Source organism: Amycolatopsis sp. H20-H5 (assembly GCF_035828755.1).
Taxonomy (GTDB): domain Bacteria; phylum Actinomycetota; class Actinomycetes; order Mycobacteriales; family Pseudonocardiaceae; genus Amycolatopsis.
Genome location: NZ_JAYMZS010000014.1, coordinates 21800 through 40212, shown reverse-complemented (window position 1 = coordinate 40212; position 18413 = coordinate 21800). Strand labels below are relative to the sequence as shown.

Sequence of the window (18413 nt, the reverse complement as noted above, 5' to 3'; positions counted from 1 at the left end):
CTACGACAAACTCGAAGTGGTGTATCACCTCCCTCATCGTGCGATGCATCATCGGCCACACCCAAAGCGCCGAGGCAGTCACGCACCCCGATCAGCCCATCGTGCATCCATGTTTTACCTGTGCCGGGGGCCACCACAGTTATGGCAGGGCACGGCTGGTGTCGCTCGCGCGGCATCCCTCCAGCAGCAAGGCGAGATAGCGGCGCCAGCGCGCGGGCTGGTCGGTCTCCAGATCGGGCACAGCGAGCATCGTGGCAACCACCATGGCGATCAGCGACGGGAAGTCGCTCGCATCCAGATCGGCCCGCGCGACGCCGGCCACCTGCGCCCGCTCCAGCGCCCGGCTCAGCGGCTTGACGAAACCCTCAGCCGTCGCGCGGGTGACCAGAGCCGTGTCGCGTGCCGCGGTCAGCAGCGCGGAATTGGCAGCCACGGTGACAACCGTGGTCTCCAGCCCATCGATCTGCCAACAGGACCTGGCCCTCGCGGATCAGATGGTGGTTGTTGTCAAGCAGTGCGGCGAGCACCTCACGTTCGCCAGTCTTGGGGTCGGCGAGGCACCACATGATCGCCCGTGCCGTCTCCGGCTCACACCAGGTACAGCTTGAGGCTCCAGTACCACCGAGAATGCGACGCACAGTAACCGTAGTTGGCGGGTCCTGACAGGTCAGAGCGTTTCACGGTCTCGCGGGACATACCGAACGGCATGGGGGTGGCGTCGGTGATCCACAGATCGTCGAACCGTGATGGGCAGAGCACGGCCAACGTCACGATTGTTCTACACAGCAAGGACTGTGCGGTCTTGATCCGGCGGTGGTAGCCGGACTGGCCAAGCATGTCGGGGGAACATTGCGAGGAGCTCAGGTGTGGCGTGGACTTTCGTCCACACACTGATCTTGAACACCCTCCTCCCGCGCCCGGAAGGCCGTACACGGGGAGAACTACGCCGGGCAGTCACGGCAGGAACGCACCGCCGATCGACGCGGCCGGATCGCGCAGGCGGCGTTGGAGCTGTTCGCCGCACGCAGCTACGACGACGTGACAGTGGCCGAGGTCTGCGCACGAGCGGTAGTGGCGAAGCGCTATTTCTACGACCACTTCGCCGACCGCGCGGACCTCCTGATCACCGGCCCGAAGGCCTCGACGAGTTGTTGCGGCCGATGAGGCAGGCCCTGGTCACCACGCTGCTCGAGCACCCGGTCCGGGCTCGTGTCATCTGCATCAACGCGTCACGCATGGAACTGCGGCTGCGCGAAGACGCCGCGGTCTTCGGACCGCTGGTCCGGCGTGCCGTTGACCGGCAGCGGTACGAGCGAGTCCTGCTGGCACTGGTGGCGGGCGTGAGCGAAGTCGTCATCGACTGGCTTAACCGCGGCATGACAGATTCGCTCGAAGTCATGGCCGACCATCTCACCCTTCTCGCCCGTTACTCGCTGGCCGCCCCGACGTAGATCTTTCACTGAGAGTAAATTGCTTCACGTAAAATTGACCACTACCGTCGATATGGTCGATACATGGACATCCCAGCTGAACCGAACCGGCTCGGATATTTGCCCGGTCGCGCATGCGGTCGGTGGCCTGAAGGCGCGGAGGCGGCATGAGCGAGCACACGTCCAGCGAGGGCGGACGGGACGGGGCCGATCTCGAACAGGTCACCGACGCATCTGCCGCTGCCACGGCGGAGAAGCCGGGGTGGACGCCGACCCGGCGCCAGTTCGTCGGCGTCGCGGGCGGCGCGGCCGGCGGGCTGGCGTTGTCCGGTGTCCTGACCGGCTCCAGTTCCGAGGCGGAAACGGCACCGCCCGAAGAGACCACGATCAGCGTGACGATCAACGGCAAACGCCAGCAGGTCTCGGTGGACAGCCGCACTTCGCTGCTCGACATGCTGCGCGAGCGGATCGGGTTGACCGGCACCAAGAAGGGGTGCAACCAGGGCGCCTGCGGCGCGTGCACCGTGTTGGTGAACGGACGGCGGATCGTCTCCTGTCTGACCCTGGCGGTGATGCACGAGGGCGCCGAGCTGACCACGGTGGAGGGGCTGGCCCAGAATGGGCGGCTGCACCCGCTCCAGCAGGCATTCATCGACCGCGACGCCTTCCAGTGCGGGTTCTGCACCTCCGGTCAGATCGTGTCCGGCGTCGGGTGCATCCGGGAGGGCCACACCGGCTCGCCGGAGGAGATCCGGGAATGGATGAGCGGGAACATCTGCCGCTGCGGCGCCTACCCCAACATCGTCGCCGCGGTCGCCCAGACCGCCAAGGCCCGGTGAGCGGCATGTTTCCCTTCACCTTCGTCAAGGCGCGCGACGAGCGGGCCGCCCTGGCCGCCGGTCGCGACGGCGGGCGTTACATCGCCGGGGGCACCACGCTGGTTGACCTGATGCGCGAGACGGTCGAGCGGCCAGGGACCGTCGTCGACATCACTGCCCTCCCCTACCGGCAGATCGAGCTCAGAGGCGACGTCCTGCGCCTGGGAGCGCTGGCGACCATGGCCGACGTGGCCGCCACGGGCATCGTGAAGCAGCAGTTCCCCGTACTCGCGCAGGCTCTCGATCGCTCCGCCTCGGCCCAGCTGCGCAACATGGCCACCATCGGCGGCAACCTCATGCAGCGTCCCCGGTGCCTGTACTTCCGGGACGTCACCGCCGGCTGCAACCGCCGCGATCCCGGCTCCGGCTGTTCCGCCGTCGAGGGCCACAACCGCACGCACGCCGTGCTGGGCACCAGCCCGGCGTGCGTGGCGACCCATCCTTCCGACCTGGCCGTGGCGCTGGTCGCCCTGGACGCCATCGTGCTGCTGCGCTCGACCGAGGGAGACCGCCGGGTGGCCGTGCAAAAGTTCTTCCTCGCCCCGGGATCCACTCCGGACCGTGAACACGATCTGCGCCCCGGCGAGCTGATCACCGGCGTCGAGGTGCCGAGGACCGCGGCCACCCGCACCTCCGGCTACCTGAAGGTCCGGGACCGCGAGTCCTACGAGTTCGCGCTGGCCTCGGCGGCGATCGCTCTGGAGATCAGGGCCGGAGTGATCCGGTCCGCCCGGATCGCCGTGGGCGGAATGGGCACGGTGCCGTGGCGGCTGCCCGCGGTGGAGGCGGCCCTGATCGGCCGCCGACCGGGGCCGGAACTTTTCGACAAGGCGGCCGCGCTGGCCGCCGACGGGGCCCGGCCCTTGTCGGAAAACGCCTTCAAGATCACCCTGGTGCAGCGGACCGTGGCCCGGCAGCTGGCCACCGTGGCCGAGGGGGCGGCATGACCGGCCCTTCGATCGGACAGCCCGTGGCCCGGGTGGACGGCGTGGCCAGGGTGACCGGCGCCGCCCGGTACTCCGCCGACCACTCCGCGCCCGGCCTGGTCCACGCGGTCCTGGTCACCTCGGCGGTCAGCCGGGCGAGCGTGGCCGCACCCGACGTCGCCGATGCCCGGTCGCAGCCAGGGGTGGTCGAGGTGTTCACCGACTTCTCGGGGGCGCGGCTCCCCTGGGCCGCCGGGCAGGTCAACTTTTTCGGCCAGCCCGTGGCCATCGTGGTGGGCACGACACTGGAAGCGGCCGAACACGCCGCCAGGCTGATCGACACCGGACCCGCCGCGGGCGGGTCCACTCCCGCCGTCACGGACATGAACGATCCCGGCCTGCCGACCGTGGTGCCGCCGAGGAGTCCCGACTACCGCCGGGGCGACCCGGACTCCGCGATCGCCGCGGCGCCGGTCCGCGTCGACCAGCGGTACCGCATCGCGCGCGAAAACCACAACCCGATGGAGCCCCCCGGCGTCGTGGCCGAGTGGACCGGCGATCGGCTGACCATGTACGACAAGACCCAGTGGGTTCAGGGCACGGCCCGGGACGTGGCCGCGGCGCTGGGCGTGCCGCCGGAGAACGTGCGAGTGATCTCGCCGTTCATCGGTGGCGCGTTCGGGAGCGCCGGTCTCACGTGGCCGCACCAGATCCTGGCGGCGTGGACGGCCCGGCAGCTCCGCCGGCCGGTGAAGCTGGTGCTGACCCGCAAGCAGATGTACTCGTCCATCGGCTACCGCCCGGCCAGCGACCAACGGGTCATCCTGGCCGCCGGTCGGGACGGACGGATCACCGCGACCGCGCACGAGGCCCGCACCGAGGACGCCCGCTACGCGTCCTACCAGGACGAGATCACGGCGGTGTCCCGCTTCCTGTACCGGAGCCCGGCCATGAGGTCCTCCCATCGCCTGGTGCCGCTGGACGTCGCCGTGCCCACCTACACGCGCGGGCCCGGTTTCGTCACCGGGACGTTCGCCCTCGAGTCCGCGATGGACGAACTGGCCGTCGAACTGGGCATCGATCCCATCGAACTGCGACTGCGCAACGAACCGGACGCCAACCAGGACACCGGTCTGCCCTTCTCCTCCCGGGGCCTGCCCACCTGCCTGCGGCGCGGCGCGGCCGAGTTCGGCTGGGCAGGGCGCAACCCGGCCCCGCGGTCACGACGGGAAGACGGGCTGCTGATCGGCACCGGCGTGGCCAGCGGCGCCTACAACGCCGGCCGCCGCCCAGCATCCGCACGCGCGCGGATCGACCGAGCCGGCAACGCCGTGGTCTCCAGCGCCACCAGCGACATGGGCCCTGGCACGGCCACCTCGATGACCCAGGTGGCCGCCGACGCGCTGGGGTTGCCGATGTCGCGCGTGCAGTTCATGCTCGGCGACTCGGAGCTGCCCACGGCACCCATGCACGCGGGCTCGGTGACCATGGCCAGCGTGGGGCCGGCGGTGCTGACCGCGTGCACCATGTTGCGCGACGCGCTGGTCCGCATCGCCGTGACCGACCCGGCCTCGCCCCTCTACGGCGTACCAGTCGAACGGGTCACGGTCCGCGACGGGAGGCTGTCATCCTCCGACGACCCGAAACGGTCGGAGACGTACCGGCAACTGCTGTCCCGCCGGGGCGGCGACGGTCTGGACACGTTGCGTGATTGGTCGCCCAGCGACAATCAGACCCGTTACGACACCCACGGCTACGGTGCGGTGTTCGCCGAGGTGGCGGTGGACGAGCTGGTCGGGACCATCCGGGTCCGCCGCATGCGCGCGGTGTACGACGTGGGTGCGGTCGTCAACCCCCGGCTGGCGCACAGCCAGGCGCTGAGCGGCATGGTCTACGGCATCGGGATGGCGCTGCTCGAGGGGACCATCCGCGACCACCGCGACGGGCGGATCGTCAACGCCAACCTGTCCAACTACCTGGTCCCGGTCAACGCCGACATCGTCGACCTCGACGCGTCCTTCCTGGGCGAGGCCGATCCGGTCACCGGTCCGCTCGGGGTCAAGGGTCTCGCGGAACTGGTGATCGTCGGGGTCCCGGCCGCCGTCGCGAACGCGGTCTATCACGCGACAGGCCGCCGGGCGCGTGAACTGCCGATCACGCTGGAGTCCCAGTTGTGACGTGACCGGACCGAGATCGAGTCGCCCGAGTACCGGCGCCGGCCAGCGCGAGGCGCCGGTACTTGTCGCGACCGGACCTGTCTCGCCGATGCCCGGTTGGCATCGGCGCGTGGGCCGTCGAGTGTGGACGCGCGGGCAGATCATCGGCCGCCACCGGCGAGTCCTGGCACACCGATGCGACGATCGTCGCAGGGAAAGATCGAAGCGGCACAGGCACGCTGGGCGACGGAGCTGCCGAACGCCGCGCGGGCGACGACGGCGACGGTGTTCGGCAAGCCTGCGGTACCGGCACCGGCGCGCGCTGAAGGAGACTTTCCTAGCATGTGACGAGGAAAGTCCCCTTCGCCTCGCGAGACGAGACCTACTGTTACGACACCGCGGCGTCGAGCAGGCGCCGGAGGTCGGCGTTGAGGGTGCGGACGGCGTCGGCCGCCGCGTCGGACATCAGGCCCATCCCGTAAAACCCATGGATCAGGCCGTCGAAGCAGTGCACCACAGCCGCGACACCGGCCCCTTCGAGACGTTTCCCGTAGGCCGTCACCTCGTCGCGAAGCAGGTCGTACTCACCGACGCCGATCACCGCCGGCGCGACGCCGGACAGGTCCTCGGCCAGCAGGACCGATGCGCGGGGGTCGCGGATGTCGTCCGGGGAGATGTAGTGGCCCTGGAACCAGTCGGCCAGTTCGCCGGTGAGGAAATAGCCCTCGGCGTTGTCGATGCGTGATTGATAAGCGGTGTCTTCCGTGAAGTCCGTCTTGGGATAGACGAGCAGCTGCGCCGCCAGTTGTGGCCCGTCGGTTCGCGCGGCGATGGCGACCGCGGCGGCGAGGTTGCCCCCTGCGCTGTCGCCGGCGACAGCGAGCCGATCGGGGTCGCCGCCGAGGGTGGCGATGGCGTCCACCGCCCATCGGGTGGCGGCCAGGCAGTCGTCGAACGCCGCGGGGAAGGGGTGCTCGGGAGCCAGCCGGTAGGCGACGCTCACGACGACGGCCCCGACGTCGCGGCAGATCATCCGGCCGTGGTCGTCGTGGGAGTCCAGGTCGCCGGCGACCATGCCACCTCCGTGGAAGAACACGACCGTCGGAGCCGGCCCGGTCGTCTCCGGCCGGTAGATGCGCACTGTGAGCGGGCCGGCCGGCCCCGCGATGTCCTGGTCGTCGACCGAGCCGACCTGCACCGTGTTCGACGGATCGGCGCCGGCGGAGATGCGCAGGAACCCGCGCACGTCCTGGGGTGAGCCTTTTGCCAGCTCTCCGGCACCGCTGCTTTCGAGTAGGTCGATGATGATCTGCATCTGCGGATCGACGGGCATGGGTTCCTCCGTGGGTGGGTCGGCGGGCGGGGTGACCGCAGGGTGGTTCAGCCGGACTTCGTCTCGGCGGTGAAGATCGCCTGCGCCAGCAGCGCGGTGCGGGCGGCAAGATCCGGGTGGGCCCGCAGGTGAGGGATCCGCGAGAGACTATTGACGAGCGCCAGCGCGGCTTGGACCACTACGCGAGCATCGGCGTCGGTGAGGTCCGGCCGGGCGGCCATGAGCAGCGTGACCCATTCGGTCACGTAGTCCACCTCGGCGCGCCGGAACGCGGTACGGCGTTCACCGGGGAGGTGGATGATCTCGGAGACGAGAATACTGATGATGTCCTTGTCGGCCGCGGCGAACGCGGCGTAGTCCGCGACGAGCCGATCCAGTGCGTCGGCGGGATTCTCGGCCGCGGCCAGCGCGCGGTGCAGCCCGGCCCACAAGGCTTCGGTGCCGCGGTGGAGCGCGGCGGTGAGGACGTCGATCTTGCTGTCGAAGTGGTTGTAGACGCTGGGGCCGGCGATACCGGCCGCGGCGCCGATGTCGTCGAGCCCGACCGAGGGGTAGCCGCGCTCGCTGAACAACCTGATCGCCGCGGCGAGCAGAGCCTCCCGGCGCGACGCCGGAGCGATGGCGGCGGCCCGGTGCGATGGCGGCGGAGCCGGGTGCACGACCGGAGGCAACTCCGCGGCGAGCACAGCCCGGGCGGCCGCGCGAAGCAGTTGCTCGAACCGGGCGGGTTCGATCCGGGTGCGGTGGTGCGACGGGCTGTCGAGGATCGAGAGCACGGCCCAGGCGCGGAGGTCGGAAGCCGGCCGGTCTGCGTCACCGGTCGCGGCGGCGACGGCGGCCGCGAGTGAGCGCAAGCGGTGGCGCAACGCGCGACGGGCGTCGGCGGGGAGGTGCCCGGCTTCGCGTTCCCACAGCACTCCGAACTCACGGCGCTCGAGGGCGAACGCGGCGAAACTCGGGATCAGGTCGCGGCCCGGATCGGCAGCGAGGTGTTCGAGACTGCGCAGGTGCTCGTCGAGGATCGCGAGCAGCAGTTCCTGCTTGCCGCGAAAGTGCCGGTAGAGCGCGCTCGCGCCGATGCCGACCGCGGCGGCGATGTCGGCCATGCCGACCTGGTGGTAGCCCACCGTCCAAAACCGCTCGGACGCCGCGGCGAGGATCTGCTGTTTGCGGTCCCGTGGGCGTGTGCGCACGGCGGAGCTCGCGGAGACGTCAGCCCTCACGGTCAGCCACCGAAGCCGCCGTCGCAGGTGAGGACCTGCCCGCTGACGTAGTCGCTCTCGGGCAGGCAGAACAGGTAGACCGCGCCCGCACCTTCGGCGGGTGTGCCGGCGCGCCCCAGCGGGATCCCGGTCTCCAGCCGGGCCAGCAGATCGGGGTTGACGCCGACCTCGATCTGCCGGCCGCCGACGTCGATCTTCGCGTCGCCACCGGCCGCTGCCTCGGTGAGCCGGGTCCGGATCAGCCCGAAGGCGACGCAGTTCACGGTCACGTCGTAGCGGCCCCATTCCTTGGCCAGTGCCTTCGTCAGGCCGGTGACCCCGGCCTTGGCCGAGCTGTAGTTGGCCTGCTCGGCCTTGACCGCGGCGGAGATCACGGGTTGTGCGGCGCGGAGGATCCGGAAGGGCGCTTTGAGGTGGACGTCGAGGATGTCGTCCCACTGCTGGTCGGTCATCTTCTGCACGACGTTGTCCCAGGTGCCGAAGCGCCGCATGTGCTCCCGCCCGGCCCCGCCGAAGTACCGGGCGGCGAACGGCGCGCCCGGGTCCGTCTCCTGCAGTTCGCGCGCCGCGTCGTCGAACTTCGCGAACGGTGAGGTGCGGTCGGTGAAGCCCGTGGAAAGCGCGCCGTTGACCATCTGCTCGAACCCGAGTGCGAGCGCACACTCCACCACCCCCGACGCGACGGCCTGGCGGGCGAGGAACAGGGCCGAGGATCCGGTGGAGCAGTTGTTGTTCACGTTGAGCACCGGGATGCCGGTGAGCCCGAGCGGGTAGAGCGCGGCCTGCCCCGAGGTGGAGTCGCCGTACACGTAACCGGCGTAGGCCTGCTGCACCAGCGTGTACTCCACGCCGGCATCCGCCAGTGCCGCACGCGCCGCGGTCGCGCCCATCACCTGGTAGCCCTCGGTCTCCCGAGGCTTGCGGAACGGCACCATGCCGACCCCCGCAACGTACACCGATCGACTCACCACGATTCCTGCCGTAGACCTTTTCAGCTTTCCGAGAAGCTTTTCAGGTGGTTCACTGTGTCCCACGATGCTAACCGCAATTCACAAGATCTGACAATCGGCCCCGGGAGAGCGACGATGCCCTCGATTCCAGACACCCTGCGCACCACCGTGGCGCGCTGCCCCGATCGCGAGGCTCTCGTCTTCGGCGACCGCCGGCGCACCTACCGCGAACTGCACCGCGACGTGGAGGCCGCGGCGGCGGCGCTCGCCGCGCGAGGGATCGCCCCGGGGGACCGGGTCCTGCTGATGTCCCCCAACAGCGACACCTTCGTGATCGCCGCCTACGCGGCGCTGCGAACCGGCGCGATCCTGGTTCCGGCGAACCCGCGCAACGCGCCGCCCGAGCTGGCGCACCTCATCACCGATTCCGGGGCCGCCGCCGTCCTGTACGCGGCCGAAGTCGCCGAGGTCGCCGCCACCGGCGTCGAGCAGGCCGGCACGTCACCACTGTTGCTGAGTCTCGACGAACTGTCCGCGCTCGCCACCGAGGACCACCCGCAGCTCGCCCACCTGCCAGCGGAGTCCGACGACGCGTTGCTCGTCTACACCTCCGGCACCACCGGCTCGCCGAAGGGTGCTTTGTTCGACCACCACCGCAGCCTCTGGTGTGCGGTGAACATGGCCACCACGACCGGGTACCGCGACGGCGACCGCACTCTGCACGTCGCCCCGCTCTATCACGCCGCCCAGCTGTGCCTGGTTCTCTTCGCCGGCACAGGGCTCGCGATGACCCACGTGGTCGCGCCCGCGTTCGACCCGGTCGTGGTGGCCGACCTGATGGCCCGGGAACGCGTGTCGGTGTTCTTCGGAGTTCCGACCATGTACCAGTTCCTGCTGCGCCTGCCCGATTTCGCCGACCGGGACCTGTCCGCCTGGCGGATCGGCATGTTCGGTGCGGCCCCCATGCCGCCCGACACCGCCCGCGCGCTGGCGAAGACCCTGCCCGGGGTGAATCTCTACCAGCTCTGCGGACAGACCGAGGCGGGCCCCGGCGGCATCTACGCCGGCCCCGAGGACATCCACGCCCGCCCCGACGCGAGCGGCCGCTACGCGCTGCCCAACACCGAGTGCCGCGTCGTCACCACTGACGGCACCGAAGTCAACCCCGGCCAAGTGGGCGAGCTCATCCTCCGCGGGGAGACGATCATGAAGGGCTACTGGAACCAGCCCGCAGCCACGGCGGAGACCATCCGGGACGGCTGGCTGCACACCGGGGACCTCGCCCGCCGCGACGCCGACGGTTACATCACCCTCGTCGACCGCCTCAAGGACATGATCATCACCGGCGGGCGCAACGTCTACTCGGTCGAGGTGGAGGGAGCGCTCGCCGGGCACCCCGATGTCCTGGACATCGCCGTCATCGGCATCCCCCACCCCGACTACGGGGAGAGCATCCTCGCCGTGGTCGTACCCGCCGACGGGGCGCACCCGACACTGGAGTCGTTGCGTGCCTGGGCCCGCGAACGCATCGCCGACTACAAGGCCCCGCACGCTCTGGTCGTGCACGCCATTCCACGCAATCCCTCCGGCAAGATCCAGAAGCACCTCCTGCGCAAGGAACTGGCTGATGTCTCACCCGCGGTGAAGTGACCCCGAAACCCGGCAGCGCACATCACCCCTTCGGGTTTTCCCAGGCATGTTCCTGCCAGGCCTGGTCGAGGGGTCGTTCGGCGAGGTGGTTGGTGTAGTTGGAAATCGTCTTCGCCCCTACACCGAGCACGACTTCGAGGACGTTGCGCTTGGTCAGGCCCGCCGAGAGGAACCGGTCGATGTCCTCCTCCGTGGCGTGCCCCCGGCTCGTGACGAGCACGCGCGTGAGAGTGGCGATCGCGTCGAGGACGGGGTCGCCGGTCGGTTCTCCGCGACGGAGTGCGCCGAGCGTGCCGGGCGGCATCCCGGCGCGCACCGCCATGGTCGAGTGGGCGGCGACGCAGTATTCGCAGCCGTTCTCCACACTCGCGGTGATCACGACGGTGTGCCGTCCGAGCAGTGGCAGAGAGGACTTCATGAAAGCCGTGAACGCGGCGCTGTAGCCGGCGAGCAGCTCGGGCGAATCGGCCATGACGCCCGCGAGGGACGAGATGAAGCCGAGCCCGGAGCGGGCTCCCTCCAGCGCCGGGACGGCCTCGGCGGGGGCAGTGTGCTCGTCGTGAACCGTGAATTCGGTCGGCATGCGGTCCTCTCGCAATGGTGTCCGGCGGTGGAAGAACAGTGGGATTTACCAGGAGAGGACGCCGTAGCCGCCGTCTCCGTCGCCCTCGGTGGTCCAGATGTGCCCGTACAGCACGCCCGACGGGCCGTCGTCGGGCAAGGTCGCCAGGTAAACGCTGGGCTCGGCGCCCTGGGCCGCGGTGCGCACCCCCCGGCCACCGGTGAAGTCCGTCTGGGTGAAGCCAGGGTTGGCCGCGTTGACCTTGATCGGGACATCACGCAGCTGCTTCGCGTACTGCGCGGTGAGCATGTTGACCGCAGCCTTCGACGACGGGTACTGCGCGGACGCCGGGTTCCCGCCCATCGGGGACGTCGTGCCGGTCTGCGAGGTGATCGAGCCGGCCTCGCTGGAAACGTTGACGATCCGCGCGGCCGGCGCCATCTGCAGGAGCGGCAGCATGGCGTTGGTCACCCGCACAACTCCGAAGACGTTGATCTCGTAGACCGCCTTCATGTCTTCGAGCGCCGTCTCGCTCGGCTGGGTCCGCTTCCGCGCGACGCTGGCCGTACCCGCGTTGTTGACCAGAACGTCGAGGTGGCCGTAGTCCTTCTCTATCTGCTTCGCCGCCCGCGCGACCGATGCGTCGTCAGTCACGTCGAGCTGGACGAAATGCGCACCGGCGCCGCTCTCGCGCAACTCGCGCGCGGCCTGCTCCCCGCGCTCGGCGTCCCGCGCACCGATCAGCACGGTCATGCCCTCGGCCGCGAGCTGCTTGGCCGTCTCGAAGCCGATTCCCTTGTTGGCGCCCGTGATGAGCGCGATCTTGTTCACCATGATCTGAGTCCTTTAGTGTTCGTGCGGCGGACCGCCCAGGTCGGCGGTGATGGCGGCGGCGGTCTGGATGAGAGCGCTCAAAGTCTTTTGGGCCTCGGCTTCGTCGAAGCCATCCTTCGGGAGTACCACCGTGGCCACGAGCGGCATCGGCTCGGACGCGCTCGCGACGAGCACGGCATAGGACAGCTGGCTGGCGATGACCCCGCCCTTTCCTTCGGCGTAGCCGCGCCTGCGGACCTGCGTCTTCAGCTTGTCGATGTCGGCGAGCTGCTTGGCGCTCAGCGTGCCGTACTGGCGATCGAGCACGGTCGAGGTCATGACACTCGGGAGGTGGGCGAGGAAGACCTGGCCCGCGGCCGACTCGAGCAGGGGCAACGCGGCGCCGATCCGCGCGGTCAGCGAGAGCGCGTGGCTCCCGTAGTCCCAGCGCACCACGACCGGGCCGGCATCGCTCCACACCGACAGGTTCACGGCGTGCCCGGTCTCGTTGCTCAGCTGGACCACGTGGTCGGTGGCGACCGCCACCTCGTTCGACCGGCGGAGGGCCTCGGCGCCGATGCGCCGCATCGTCGGCCCGAGGTCGTACCGGCCGGTCGTCTGCGACTGGGCGGTCAGCCCGGCGCGGCCGAGGCTCACCAGGTAACGGTGGATCTTGTTGGGCGCCGCGCCGCAGCGCTTGGCCAGCTCGTTGAGGGCTACCGGGCCACCCGCCTGCTCGAGGGCGACAAGCACCCGGCTCGCGATCTCGACCGACTGGATCCCCTGCCTCGAGTCCGCCGCGTCGTCGCCTTCAGCGGCCCGAGCCGGACCGTCGATGGGGGCTGTTACATGTCGCACTTCGCCCGCCCGCCCGGCCGTGGGGCCTTGACCACAGTCCTCGGCACCAGTCATCATTAGTGAACCGTAGCACTAATAGTGAAGGTGGACTATGAAATACATCGGCATCGAAGAGCACTTCGTGACTTCGGAGCTGGCCGCTTACGGTGCGAGTTCGAGCTCAATCGCTCAGCCCCGGGCCTGGGAGAACGCGTCACGGCGCATGGTCGACCTCTTCGACGAGCGCATCGAGCAGATGGACCGATCGGGTCTCGACCTGCAGGTGCTGTCGTTGAACTCTCCCGGCATCCAGGCCGAGCCCGACCCCGCACTCGCCACGTCCCGCGCCCGCACTGTCAACGACTTCCTCGCCTCGGCGATCGAGCTGCGCAGCGACCGGTTCTCCGGCTTCTGCGCACTCCCCCTGCAGGACCCGGCGGCCGCGGCGGACGAGCTCCAGCGGGCCGTCGCCGAACTCGGCATGAAGGGGGCGCTGGTCAACGCGCACACCCAGGGCCGCTATCTCGACGACCGCCGCTTCGACGTCGTCTGGGAGCGCGCCGTCGACCTGGACGTACCGATCTACCTGCACCCCGCCAACGGCGTTGACGCCGGCCACGTCTTTTCCGGCCACCCCGAGATGATCGGGCCGATGTGGAGCTGGGGAATCGACACCGCCACGCACGCGCTGCGCCTGATCTTCGGCGGGGTCTTCGACCGTCACCCCGGCGCCAAGCTCCTGCTGGGGCACATGGGCGAAGGCCTGCCGTTCGCGCTCTGGCGGCTGGACTCGCGCTGGGACTTCCACAACCGGCACGGCGTCGAACTCGCCCTCGGCCACCCCTCGGAGTACCTCAAGCGCAACCTCTACGTGACCACCAGCGGCGTCTGCGACGAGATCCCCCTGCGGGCGACGATCTCGGCCATCGGCATCGACCACGTGCTCTTCGGCACGGACTACCCGTTCGAGGAGATGAGCGTGGCGACCGAGTTCCTGCGCACCGCAACCCTTTCGGACGACGAACGGGCCGCGATCGCCCACGGCAACGCCGGGCGCCTGCTCGGGCTGGACGTTCGCGTGCAGGCGGAGGGTCTGCCGTCGTGAGCGCCCAGCCGCAGGCCGGGACGGTCTACGACGTGGCTGTTGTCGGCTACGGCCCGGTCGGCATGACCGCCGCCAACCTCATGGCGAGGCGGGGACACCGGGTCCTCGTGCTGGAGCGCTACCCGGGCCTGTACAACCTGCCCCGAGCGGCGACCTTCGACGACGAGACCATGCGCACCCTGGACGCGCTCGGAATCGCGGACCGGCTACTGCCGGCGGTGCACCCGCAGGAGTCGTACGAATGGCAGAACAGCAAGGGCGAGACCCTCGTCCAGCACGCGTATGCCAAGGAAGGCGACCTCGGCTGGGCGGAGTGGTACATGATGTACCAACCCGATCTCGAGGACGCGCTCGACAAGCTGGCGCGCTCCAGCCCGAACATCGAAATCCGGATGTCCGCGGAGGCCGTCGGCTACGCGCAGGACGACGAGGGCGTGACCATCGAGCTCGGCGACGGCGGACAGGTGCGCGCCCGGTACGTGATCGCCTGCGACGGGGGCAACAGCTTCACCCGCGAGCACCTCGGCATCGAGGTCACCGACCACGGGTTCTCCGAGCCCTGGATGGTCACCGACTTCCGGCTGCACCGCCCGATCACCGGCTTGCCCATGGCTCGCCAGGTCTGCGACCCGGCGCAGCCGACGGCGATCATCTCGCTCGGCCCGAAGCACCACCGGGTCAGCTTCATGCTCGACTCCGAGGAGAGCTTCCGCACCGAGAACCAGCCCGCGAAGGTCTGGAACCGCGTCTCGCACCTGATCACTCCGGATGACGCGGACCTGATCCGGGTCGCGACGTACACCTTCCGATCACGGATGGCGCACCGGTGGCAGGTGGGACGGATCGTCCTCGCCGGCGATGCGGCCCACCAGATGCCGCCGTTCCTCGGCCAAGGCATGTGCTCCGGCCTGCGGGACGCGTGGAACCTCGCCTTCAAGCTCGACCGCGTCCTGCGCGAGCGGAGCTCGCCGGACCTGCTCGACACCTACCAGGTCGAGCGCGAGCCGCACGTCACCACCGTCATGCTCAAGGGAATCGAGCTCGGCCACGTGCAGACCATGCGCGACCCGCGGCAAGCGGCCGAGCGCGACGCCCGGATGCTCGCCGAGCGGACCGCGGACTCGCGGCCGCGGCCGATGAAGTTCCCGAAGCTCTCCGGCGGCCTGCTCTCGCGAACCCCGGGTGCAGGCGAGCTGATGTGGCAGGGCCGCGTCACGGTCAACGGCCGAACCGACCTGTTCGACCGCGTGTTCCCGGCAGACGGCTTCGTCCTCCTCTTCGACGGCGACGACGCCTCCAGCGACTGGGCGGACGCGCAGCGGGAGTCGCTTGCGGAGGAGGGCATCACGGTGGTCGTCGTGGGCTCGGGCGTCGGCTCCGACGCACAGGACACCGAGGGGCGTTACGCTCGTTGGTTCGCCGACCACGAGGCAACCGCGGTCATCGTCCGCCCCGACTTCTACGTCTACGGATCGGCCTCGGGCGGAACACAGACCAAGGCGCTGGTCGGCTCTTTGCTCGAGTCCCTCGACGCGGGCGTCGCCGACGCTCGCTGAACAGTTCAGGCGGACCGGACTCGCATCCGAGGTGTGCGGTTGCGCTGGAGCCGCCGCGCCTCCGGTGCCATCGGTATGTGTAGACGTTGACGACCGCCCCGGCGGGATCGCGGATCAGAAGTGACAGATTGCCCACGGCATCATGATCGGGGGCTGCAGAACGTCGAGGTCGTTCCCGAACTCGGCCTCGAGCCTCTCGTACAGAGCTTCCGTGTCATCGACGAGGAACTCGACGATCGCGCTGTTGTTGGCGCGCCCGCGAGGGGTGTTCGCGGTGATGAACGCGACGCGTTCGGGACCGCTGACCGCAAAGATGGCGGACGGTGTCACCAGTTCGACGAAGTCGAGCAGTACCAGGGCCGCGACGGCGCGGTCTTCGCCGAGCTCATCGCGGCCGCTGTGCTGGAGCCCGGCACCGCGCAGCTGCTCAACGAGCGGTTCGTCCGCGACCGCACCGCGGTGCCCCTGCCGCAGCACGTTTTCGACCGCGCCTGCGAGGACTATTCGCGAACGAACCGCAAGGCCTGGGACGCGTGGCTGAACGAAGGAATCTACGAGGACTGGACCGGCCGCGCCGCGCCGATCGACGTCGAGACCCTGCTGGTCGTGGCCGACCACGACCCGGTCTGGGGTCTGGACGTGCAGCGCGGACCGACCATGCCCCACTTGACCCGTGCCTCGATCGTGACGGTCGACTCCGGTCACCAGGTCCCGATGGAAGCACCGCACGCACTCGCCGACCTCATCCTCCCCTTCGCCACGTCATGACCACCGTTGCGGAACCATCCGGCGCAGCCGGAAACTGGGGTGGGTGCCTTCCCCTCGCTCGCACCGGTCCGCTGCGGGAGGACCAGGTCGCCTGGGAAGCGGAGCTACGGTCCGAAGTAGTGCCCTGGGCCCGGCGCTCGGGGGTTCACGCCGCCACGGTGGAAGGCGATCTCATCGGCCCGTTCAACGCGTTCGTGCACCGGCCCGTCCCTGGCCGGGCGTTCATGGCCTGGGTCCGCGCCGACCAGGCTCAGTCGTCGCTCGCCGCGGCGGTCCGCGAGATCGTCATCCTCACCGTCGGCGTGGCATGGAACTCCGCCTACGAGATCTACGTCCACACGGCGCTCGCCCGGGACGCCGGCATCGCGGAACCGGTGATCGCCGCCGTCCTCGCCGGAGAACCGGCCGAACGGTTCTCCGCCGCCGAGGCCGCCGCACACCGCTTCACCGACGAACTGCAAGGTTGAGTCGAGGGAAAGTCCCCTTCAGTCGCCACCCCACGCTTGCCGTATGCCCTGATGGGAGCCTTCACGGCGTCTAACGCCGTCATGGTGGCCTTCAGGGGCACGTATGAAACGGTGTCCAGACGTCCTCTTATGTTTGCTGGGGCTCAGAAGATGGCCAGCGGGTTGACCGGCAACCCGGTCAACCCGTCGACCCGCATCGGCGCGAAGACGATCATGAAGGTGTAGCGGCCGAGTTCGGCGCACACCTCGGCCAGTGCCGTCGGGTCGGCGGCATCGCACAGCACCAGCCCGAGGTGCACCAGGCCGATCCGGTGCAGCGGCGTCGGGTTCTCGGGGTCCAGGATCGGATGCGAGTCGCCGATGTCGCCGGCGTACACCGACACGCTCTTCTCCCCCAGCCAGCGCACCCCGTCCGGGGTGAAGCCGGCCGTCGCCCGGCCGGGCTCCAGCTCGCGCCAGCCCGAGCGCACCACGACCGCGTCCCCTGGCAGCACCTCGACACCGGTCCGCGCACAGGCATCGTCCAGCACCGCACCGGTGATCGGGAACCGCTCGGGCAGCCGGCCGCCGGGTGCGAGGTCGAGGAAGACACCACGGCTGACGATCCCGCCGGAGAACGCCGCGCTCGACCCCTTGGTGATCCCGAAGAACGTGGCCCGTTCCGGCAGCGGCACACCGGGATAGACCTTGTTGTCGACCACCGTGTGCGTCAAGGCGTCAAGATGCGTCAGCTGGGGGTGGTGGGTGTTGACCGTCAGCTGCTCGGCCATCGACATCGGCGGCGACCCGGTATAGAACTTGGTCGCGACCACCGGGCCGAACGGCGGGCTGGCCGCCGCCATCGGCCCGGGAATGACGGCGCTCGCGTCGAGCCGGGCACCGAGGGAGACGAACCGTCCGAGCCGGGCCTCCGAGACGGCACGCGCACGCACCTCGTCGGTGATGTGGTTGAGGGTGCCGAGTTCATCGTCCGCACCCCACCGCCCCTGGTTCGAGACGGCCTCGATCGCCGCGGCGGTCGCGCTGCCGACAGCCTGAGCAAGCGTGTTGTCGTTCATAGCCGGACCAGGCCCCCGTCCGCGGAGATGGTCTGCCCGGTCACGAGGTGACAGTCCTCGCTCGTCAGGAAGCACGTCACGCCCACCACGTCCTGCGCGGTGCCGACACGCTTGATAGCTTGCATTTGCCCCACCATTTCAAGGGTCTCGTTGCCGATGAACTTCTCACCACCCGGGGTCCGGGACGCGGTCGGCAGGATCGCGTTGACCGTGATGTTGTACGCCGCGAGGTCGGTGGCGAGGCCGCGGGTCAAGCCGATGACCGCGCCCTTGCTCGCCATGTAGGGGACCATGTCTGGCACGGCCAGCCCCAGTTGTTCTGCTTCATCGAGCCCATCACCGCCTTGGTCATCAGGAACTGCGAGTCGGTGTTGACCGCGAAGATCTCGCGCCAGCGCTCGAAAGTCAGCTGCCACAGGTCCTCGAAGGGGAAGATCCCGGCGTTATTGACGAGGATGTCGACCCGGCCTGCGAAGCCGAGCATCGCCGGGGTGATGGCCTCGACCGCGGCCGGGTCCGCGAGGTCGGCCGCCAGCGCGATCGCCTTGCGCCCTCCGCTTCGACGGCCTTGACCGTCTTGCTCGCGTCGCACACGTCGACGGCGATGATGTCCGCGCCGCGGCGCGCCAGCTCGGTGGAGATGGCGGCACCGGTGACGACGGCGACGCGGCCGGTGTGGGTTGCGGGGCTGGACATGAGTT

Annotated in this window: 20 protein-coding genes and 1 pseudogene; 10 read left to right on the top strand and 11 right to left on the bottom strand. The window is 69.5% G+C overall.

Annotated elements, in window-relative coordinates:
• Positions 1 to 139 precede the first annotated feature (139 nt).
• Positions 140 to 433 carry an SbtR family transcriptional regulator gene (locus tag QMK34_RS10785; protein WP_326413596.1) on the bottom strand — a complete coding sequence of 98 codons (294 nt, stop codon included), beginning with the start codon at positions 431 to 433 and terminating at the stop codon, positions 140 to 142.
• 25 nt (positions 434 to 458) lie between these two features.
• Positions 459 to 877, bottom strand: a pseudogene (locus QMK34_RS47765) (IS982 family transposase); the annotation flags it as partial.
• Positions 878 to 1005: 128 nt separating this feature from the next.
• Between QMK34_RS47765 and QMK34_RS10780 the strand changes: the two are divergent.
• The 5 genes from QMK34_RS10780 (at position 1006) to QMK34_RS10760 (ending at position 5411) form a co-directional block, all read left to right on the top strand.
• Positions 1006 to 1164 (top strand): helix-turn-helix domain-containing protein, encoded by a 159-nt coding sequence (locus QMK34_RS10780; RefSeq protein ID WP_326413595.1) that lies wholly within the window; start codon positions 1006 to 1008, stop codon positions 1162 to 1164.
• Positions 1161 to 1451 (top strand): TetR-like C-terminal domain-containing protein, encoded by a 291-nt coding sequence (locus QMK34_RS10775; protein WP_326413594.1) that lies wholly within the window; start codon positions 1161 to 1163, stop codon positions 1449 to 1451. Before QMK34_RS10780 ends, QMK34_RS10775 begins: the two co-directional genes overlap by 4 nt.
• A 146-nt stretch (positions 1452 to 1597) precedes the next feature.
• Positions 1598 to 2269, top strand: coding sequence for a (2Fe-2S)-binding protein (locus tag QMK34_RS10770; RefSeq protein WP_326413593.1), 672 nt, complete (start codon positions 1598 to 1600; stop codon positions 2267 to 2269).
• A 5-nt stretch (positions 2270 to 2274) separates the two neighbouring features.
• Positions 2275 to 3255, top strand: coding sequence for an FAD binding domain-containing protein (locus QMK34_RS10765; RefSeq protein ID WP_326413591.1), 981 nt, complete (start codon positions 2275 to 2277; stop codon positions 3253 to 3255).
• Complete coding sequence (locus QMK34_RS10760) at positions 3252 to 5411, top strand: xanthine dehydrogenase family protein molybdopterin-binding subunit (RefSeq protein WP_326413590.1); 2160 nt, start codon at positions 3252 to 3254, stop codon at positions 5409 to 5411. Before QMK34_RS10765 ends, QMK34_RS10760 begins: the two co-directional genes overlap by 4 nt.
• 367 nt (positions 5412 to 5778) lie before the next feature.
• On the opposite strand, the gene QMK34_RS10755 is transcribed toward QMK34_RS10760, so the two are convergent.
• The 3 genes from QMK34_RS10755 to QMK34_RS10745 are packed head-to-tail and all read right to left on the bottom strand — an operon-like array spanning position 5779 to position 8914.
• Entirely contained in the window at positions 5779 to 6723 is a 945-nt protein-coding gene (locus QMK34_RS10755; RefSeq protein ID WP_326413589.1) for an alpha/beta hydrolase, read from the bottom strand.
• A 47-nt stretch (positions 6724 to 6770) separates the two neighbouring features.
• Complete coding sequence (locus QMK34_RS10750; protein WP_326413588.1) at positions 6771 to 7916, bottom strand: TetR/AcrR family transcriptional regulator; 1146 nt, start codon at positions 7914 to 7916, stop codon at positions 6771 to 6773.
• Between the two features lie 32 nt (positions 7917 to 7948).
• Entirely contained in the window at positions 7949 to 8914 is a 966-nt protein-coding gene (locus tag QMK34_RS10745; RefSeq protein ID WP_326413587.1) for an SDR family oxidoreductase, read from the bottom strand.
• Positions 8915 to 9031: 117 nt separating this feature from the next.
• On the opposite strand from QMK34_RS10745, the gene QMK34_RS10740 reads away from it, so the two are divergent.
• Complete coding sequence (locus QMK34_RS10740; RefSeq protein WP_326413586.1) at positions 9032 to 10546, top strand: class I adenylate-forming enzyme family protein; 1515 nt, start codon at positions 9032 to 9034, stop codon at positions 10544 to 10546.
• Between the two features lie 22 nt (positions 10547 to 10568).
• Here QMK34_RS10740 and QMK34_RS10735 read toward each other — a convergent pair whose 3' ends face one another.
• The 3 genes from QMK34_RS10735 to QMK34_RS10725 are packed head-to-tail and all read right to left on the bottom strand — an operon-like array spanning position 10569 to position 12836.
• Entirely contained in the window at positions 10569 to 11129 is a 561-nt protein-coding gene (locus tag QMK34_RS10735; RefSeq protein ID WP_326413585.1) for a carboxymuconolactone decarboxylase family protein, read from the bottom strand.
• Between the two features lie 45 nt (positions 11130 to 11174).
• Positions 11175 to 11942 carry an SDR family oxidoreductase gene (locus tag QMK34_RS10730; protein WP_326413584.1) on the bottom strand — a complete coding sequence of 256 codons (768 nt, stop codon included), beginning with the start codon at positions 11940 to 11942 and terminating at the stop codon, positions 11175 to 11177.
• A gap of 12 nt (positions 11943 to 11954) precedes the next feature.
• Positions 11955 to 12836, bottom strand: a complete 882-nt coding sequence (locus QMK34_RS10725; protein ID WP_326413583.1) for an IclR family transcriptional regulator — start codon at positions 12834 to 12836, stop codon at positions 11955 to 11957.
• A gap of 34 nt (positions 12837 to 12870) precedes the next feature.
• Between QMK34_RS10725 and QMK34_RS10720 the strand changes: the two genes are divergently transcribed.
• The 4 genes from QMK34_RS10720 (at position 12871) to QMK34_RS10705 (ending at position 16654) form a co-directional block, all read left to right on the top strand.
• Positions 12871 to 13863, top strand: a complete 993-nt coding sequence (locus tag QMK34_RS10720) for an amidohydrolase family protein (RefSeq protein ID WP_326413582.1) — start codon at positions 12871 to 12873, stop codon at positions 13861 to 13863.
• The gene (gene mhpA / locus QMK34_RS10715; protein ID WP_326413581.1) at positions 13860 to 15419 is read left to right on the top strand and encodes a bifunctional 3-(3-hydroxy-phenyl)propionate/3-hydroxycinnamic acid hydroxylase MhpA; all 1560 of its coding nucleotides are present in this window, start codon (positions 13860 to 13862) and stop codon (positions 15417 to 15419) included. Before QMK34_RS10720 ends, mhpA begins: the two co-directional genes overlap by 4 nt.
• A 120-nt stretch (positions 15420 to 15539) precedes the next feature.
• Positions 15540 to 16187, top strand: coding sequence for an alpha/beta fold hydrolase (locus QMK34_RS10710; RefSeq protein WP_326413580.1), 648 nt, complete (start codon positions 15540 to 15542; stop codon positions 16185 to 16187).
• Between the two features lie 158 nt (positions 16188 to 16345).
• Positions 16346 to 16654: a carboxymuconolactone decarboxylase family protein gene (locus QMK34_RS10705; RefSeq protein WP_326413579.1), complete on the top strand. Its 309-nt coding sequence runs from the start codon at positions 16346 to 16348 to the stop codon at positions 16652 to 16654.
• 143 nt (positions 16655 to 16797) lie between these two features.
• Here QMK34_RS10705 and QMK34_RS10700 read toward each other — a convergent pair whose 3' ends face one another.
• Genes QMK34_RS10700 through QMK34_RS10690 form a run of 3 tightly spaced genes read right to left on the bottom strand, consistent with a single transcriptional unit; the run spans position 16798 to position 18304 of the window.
• Positions 16798 to 17712, bottom strand: coding sequence for a cyclase family protein (locus QMK34_RS10700; RefSeq protein WP_326413578.1), 915 nt, complete (start codon positions 17710 to 17712; stop codon positions 16798 to 16800).
• Positions 17709 to 17993 carry an SDR family NAD(P)-dependent oxidoreductase gene (locus QMK34_RS10695; protein WP_326413577.1) on the bottom strand — a complete coding sequence of 95 codons (285 nt, stop codon included), beginning with the start codon at positions 17991 to 17993 and terminating at the stop codon, positions 17709 to 17711. The genes QMK34_RS10700 and QMK34_RS10695 overlap by 4 nt, the downstream gene beginning before the upstream one ends.
• Complete coding sequence (locus tag QMK34_RS10690; RefSeq protein ID WP_326413575.1) at positions 17963 to 18304, bottom strand: SDR family oxidoreductase; 342 nt, start codon at positions 18302 to 18304, stop codon at positions 17963 to 17965. The genes QMK34_RS10695 and QMK34_RS10690 overlap by 31 nt, the downstream gene beginning before the upstream one ends.
• Between the last annotated feature and the right edge of the window lie 109 nt (positions 18305 to 18413).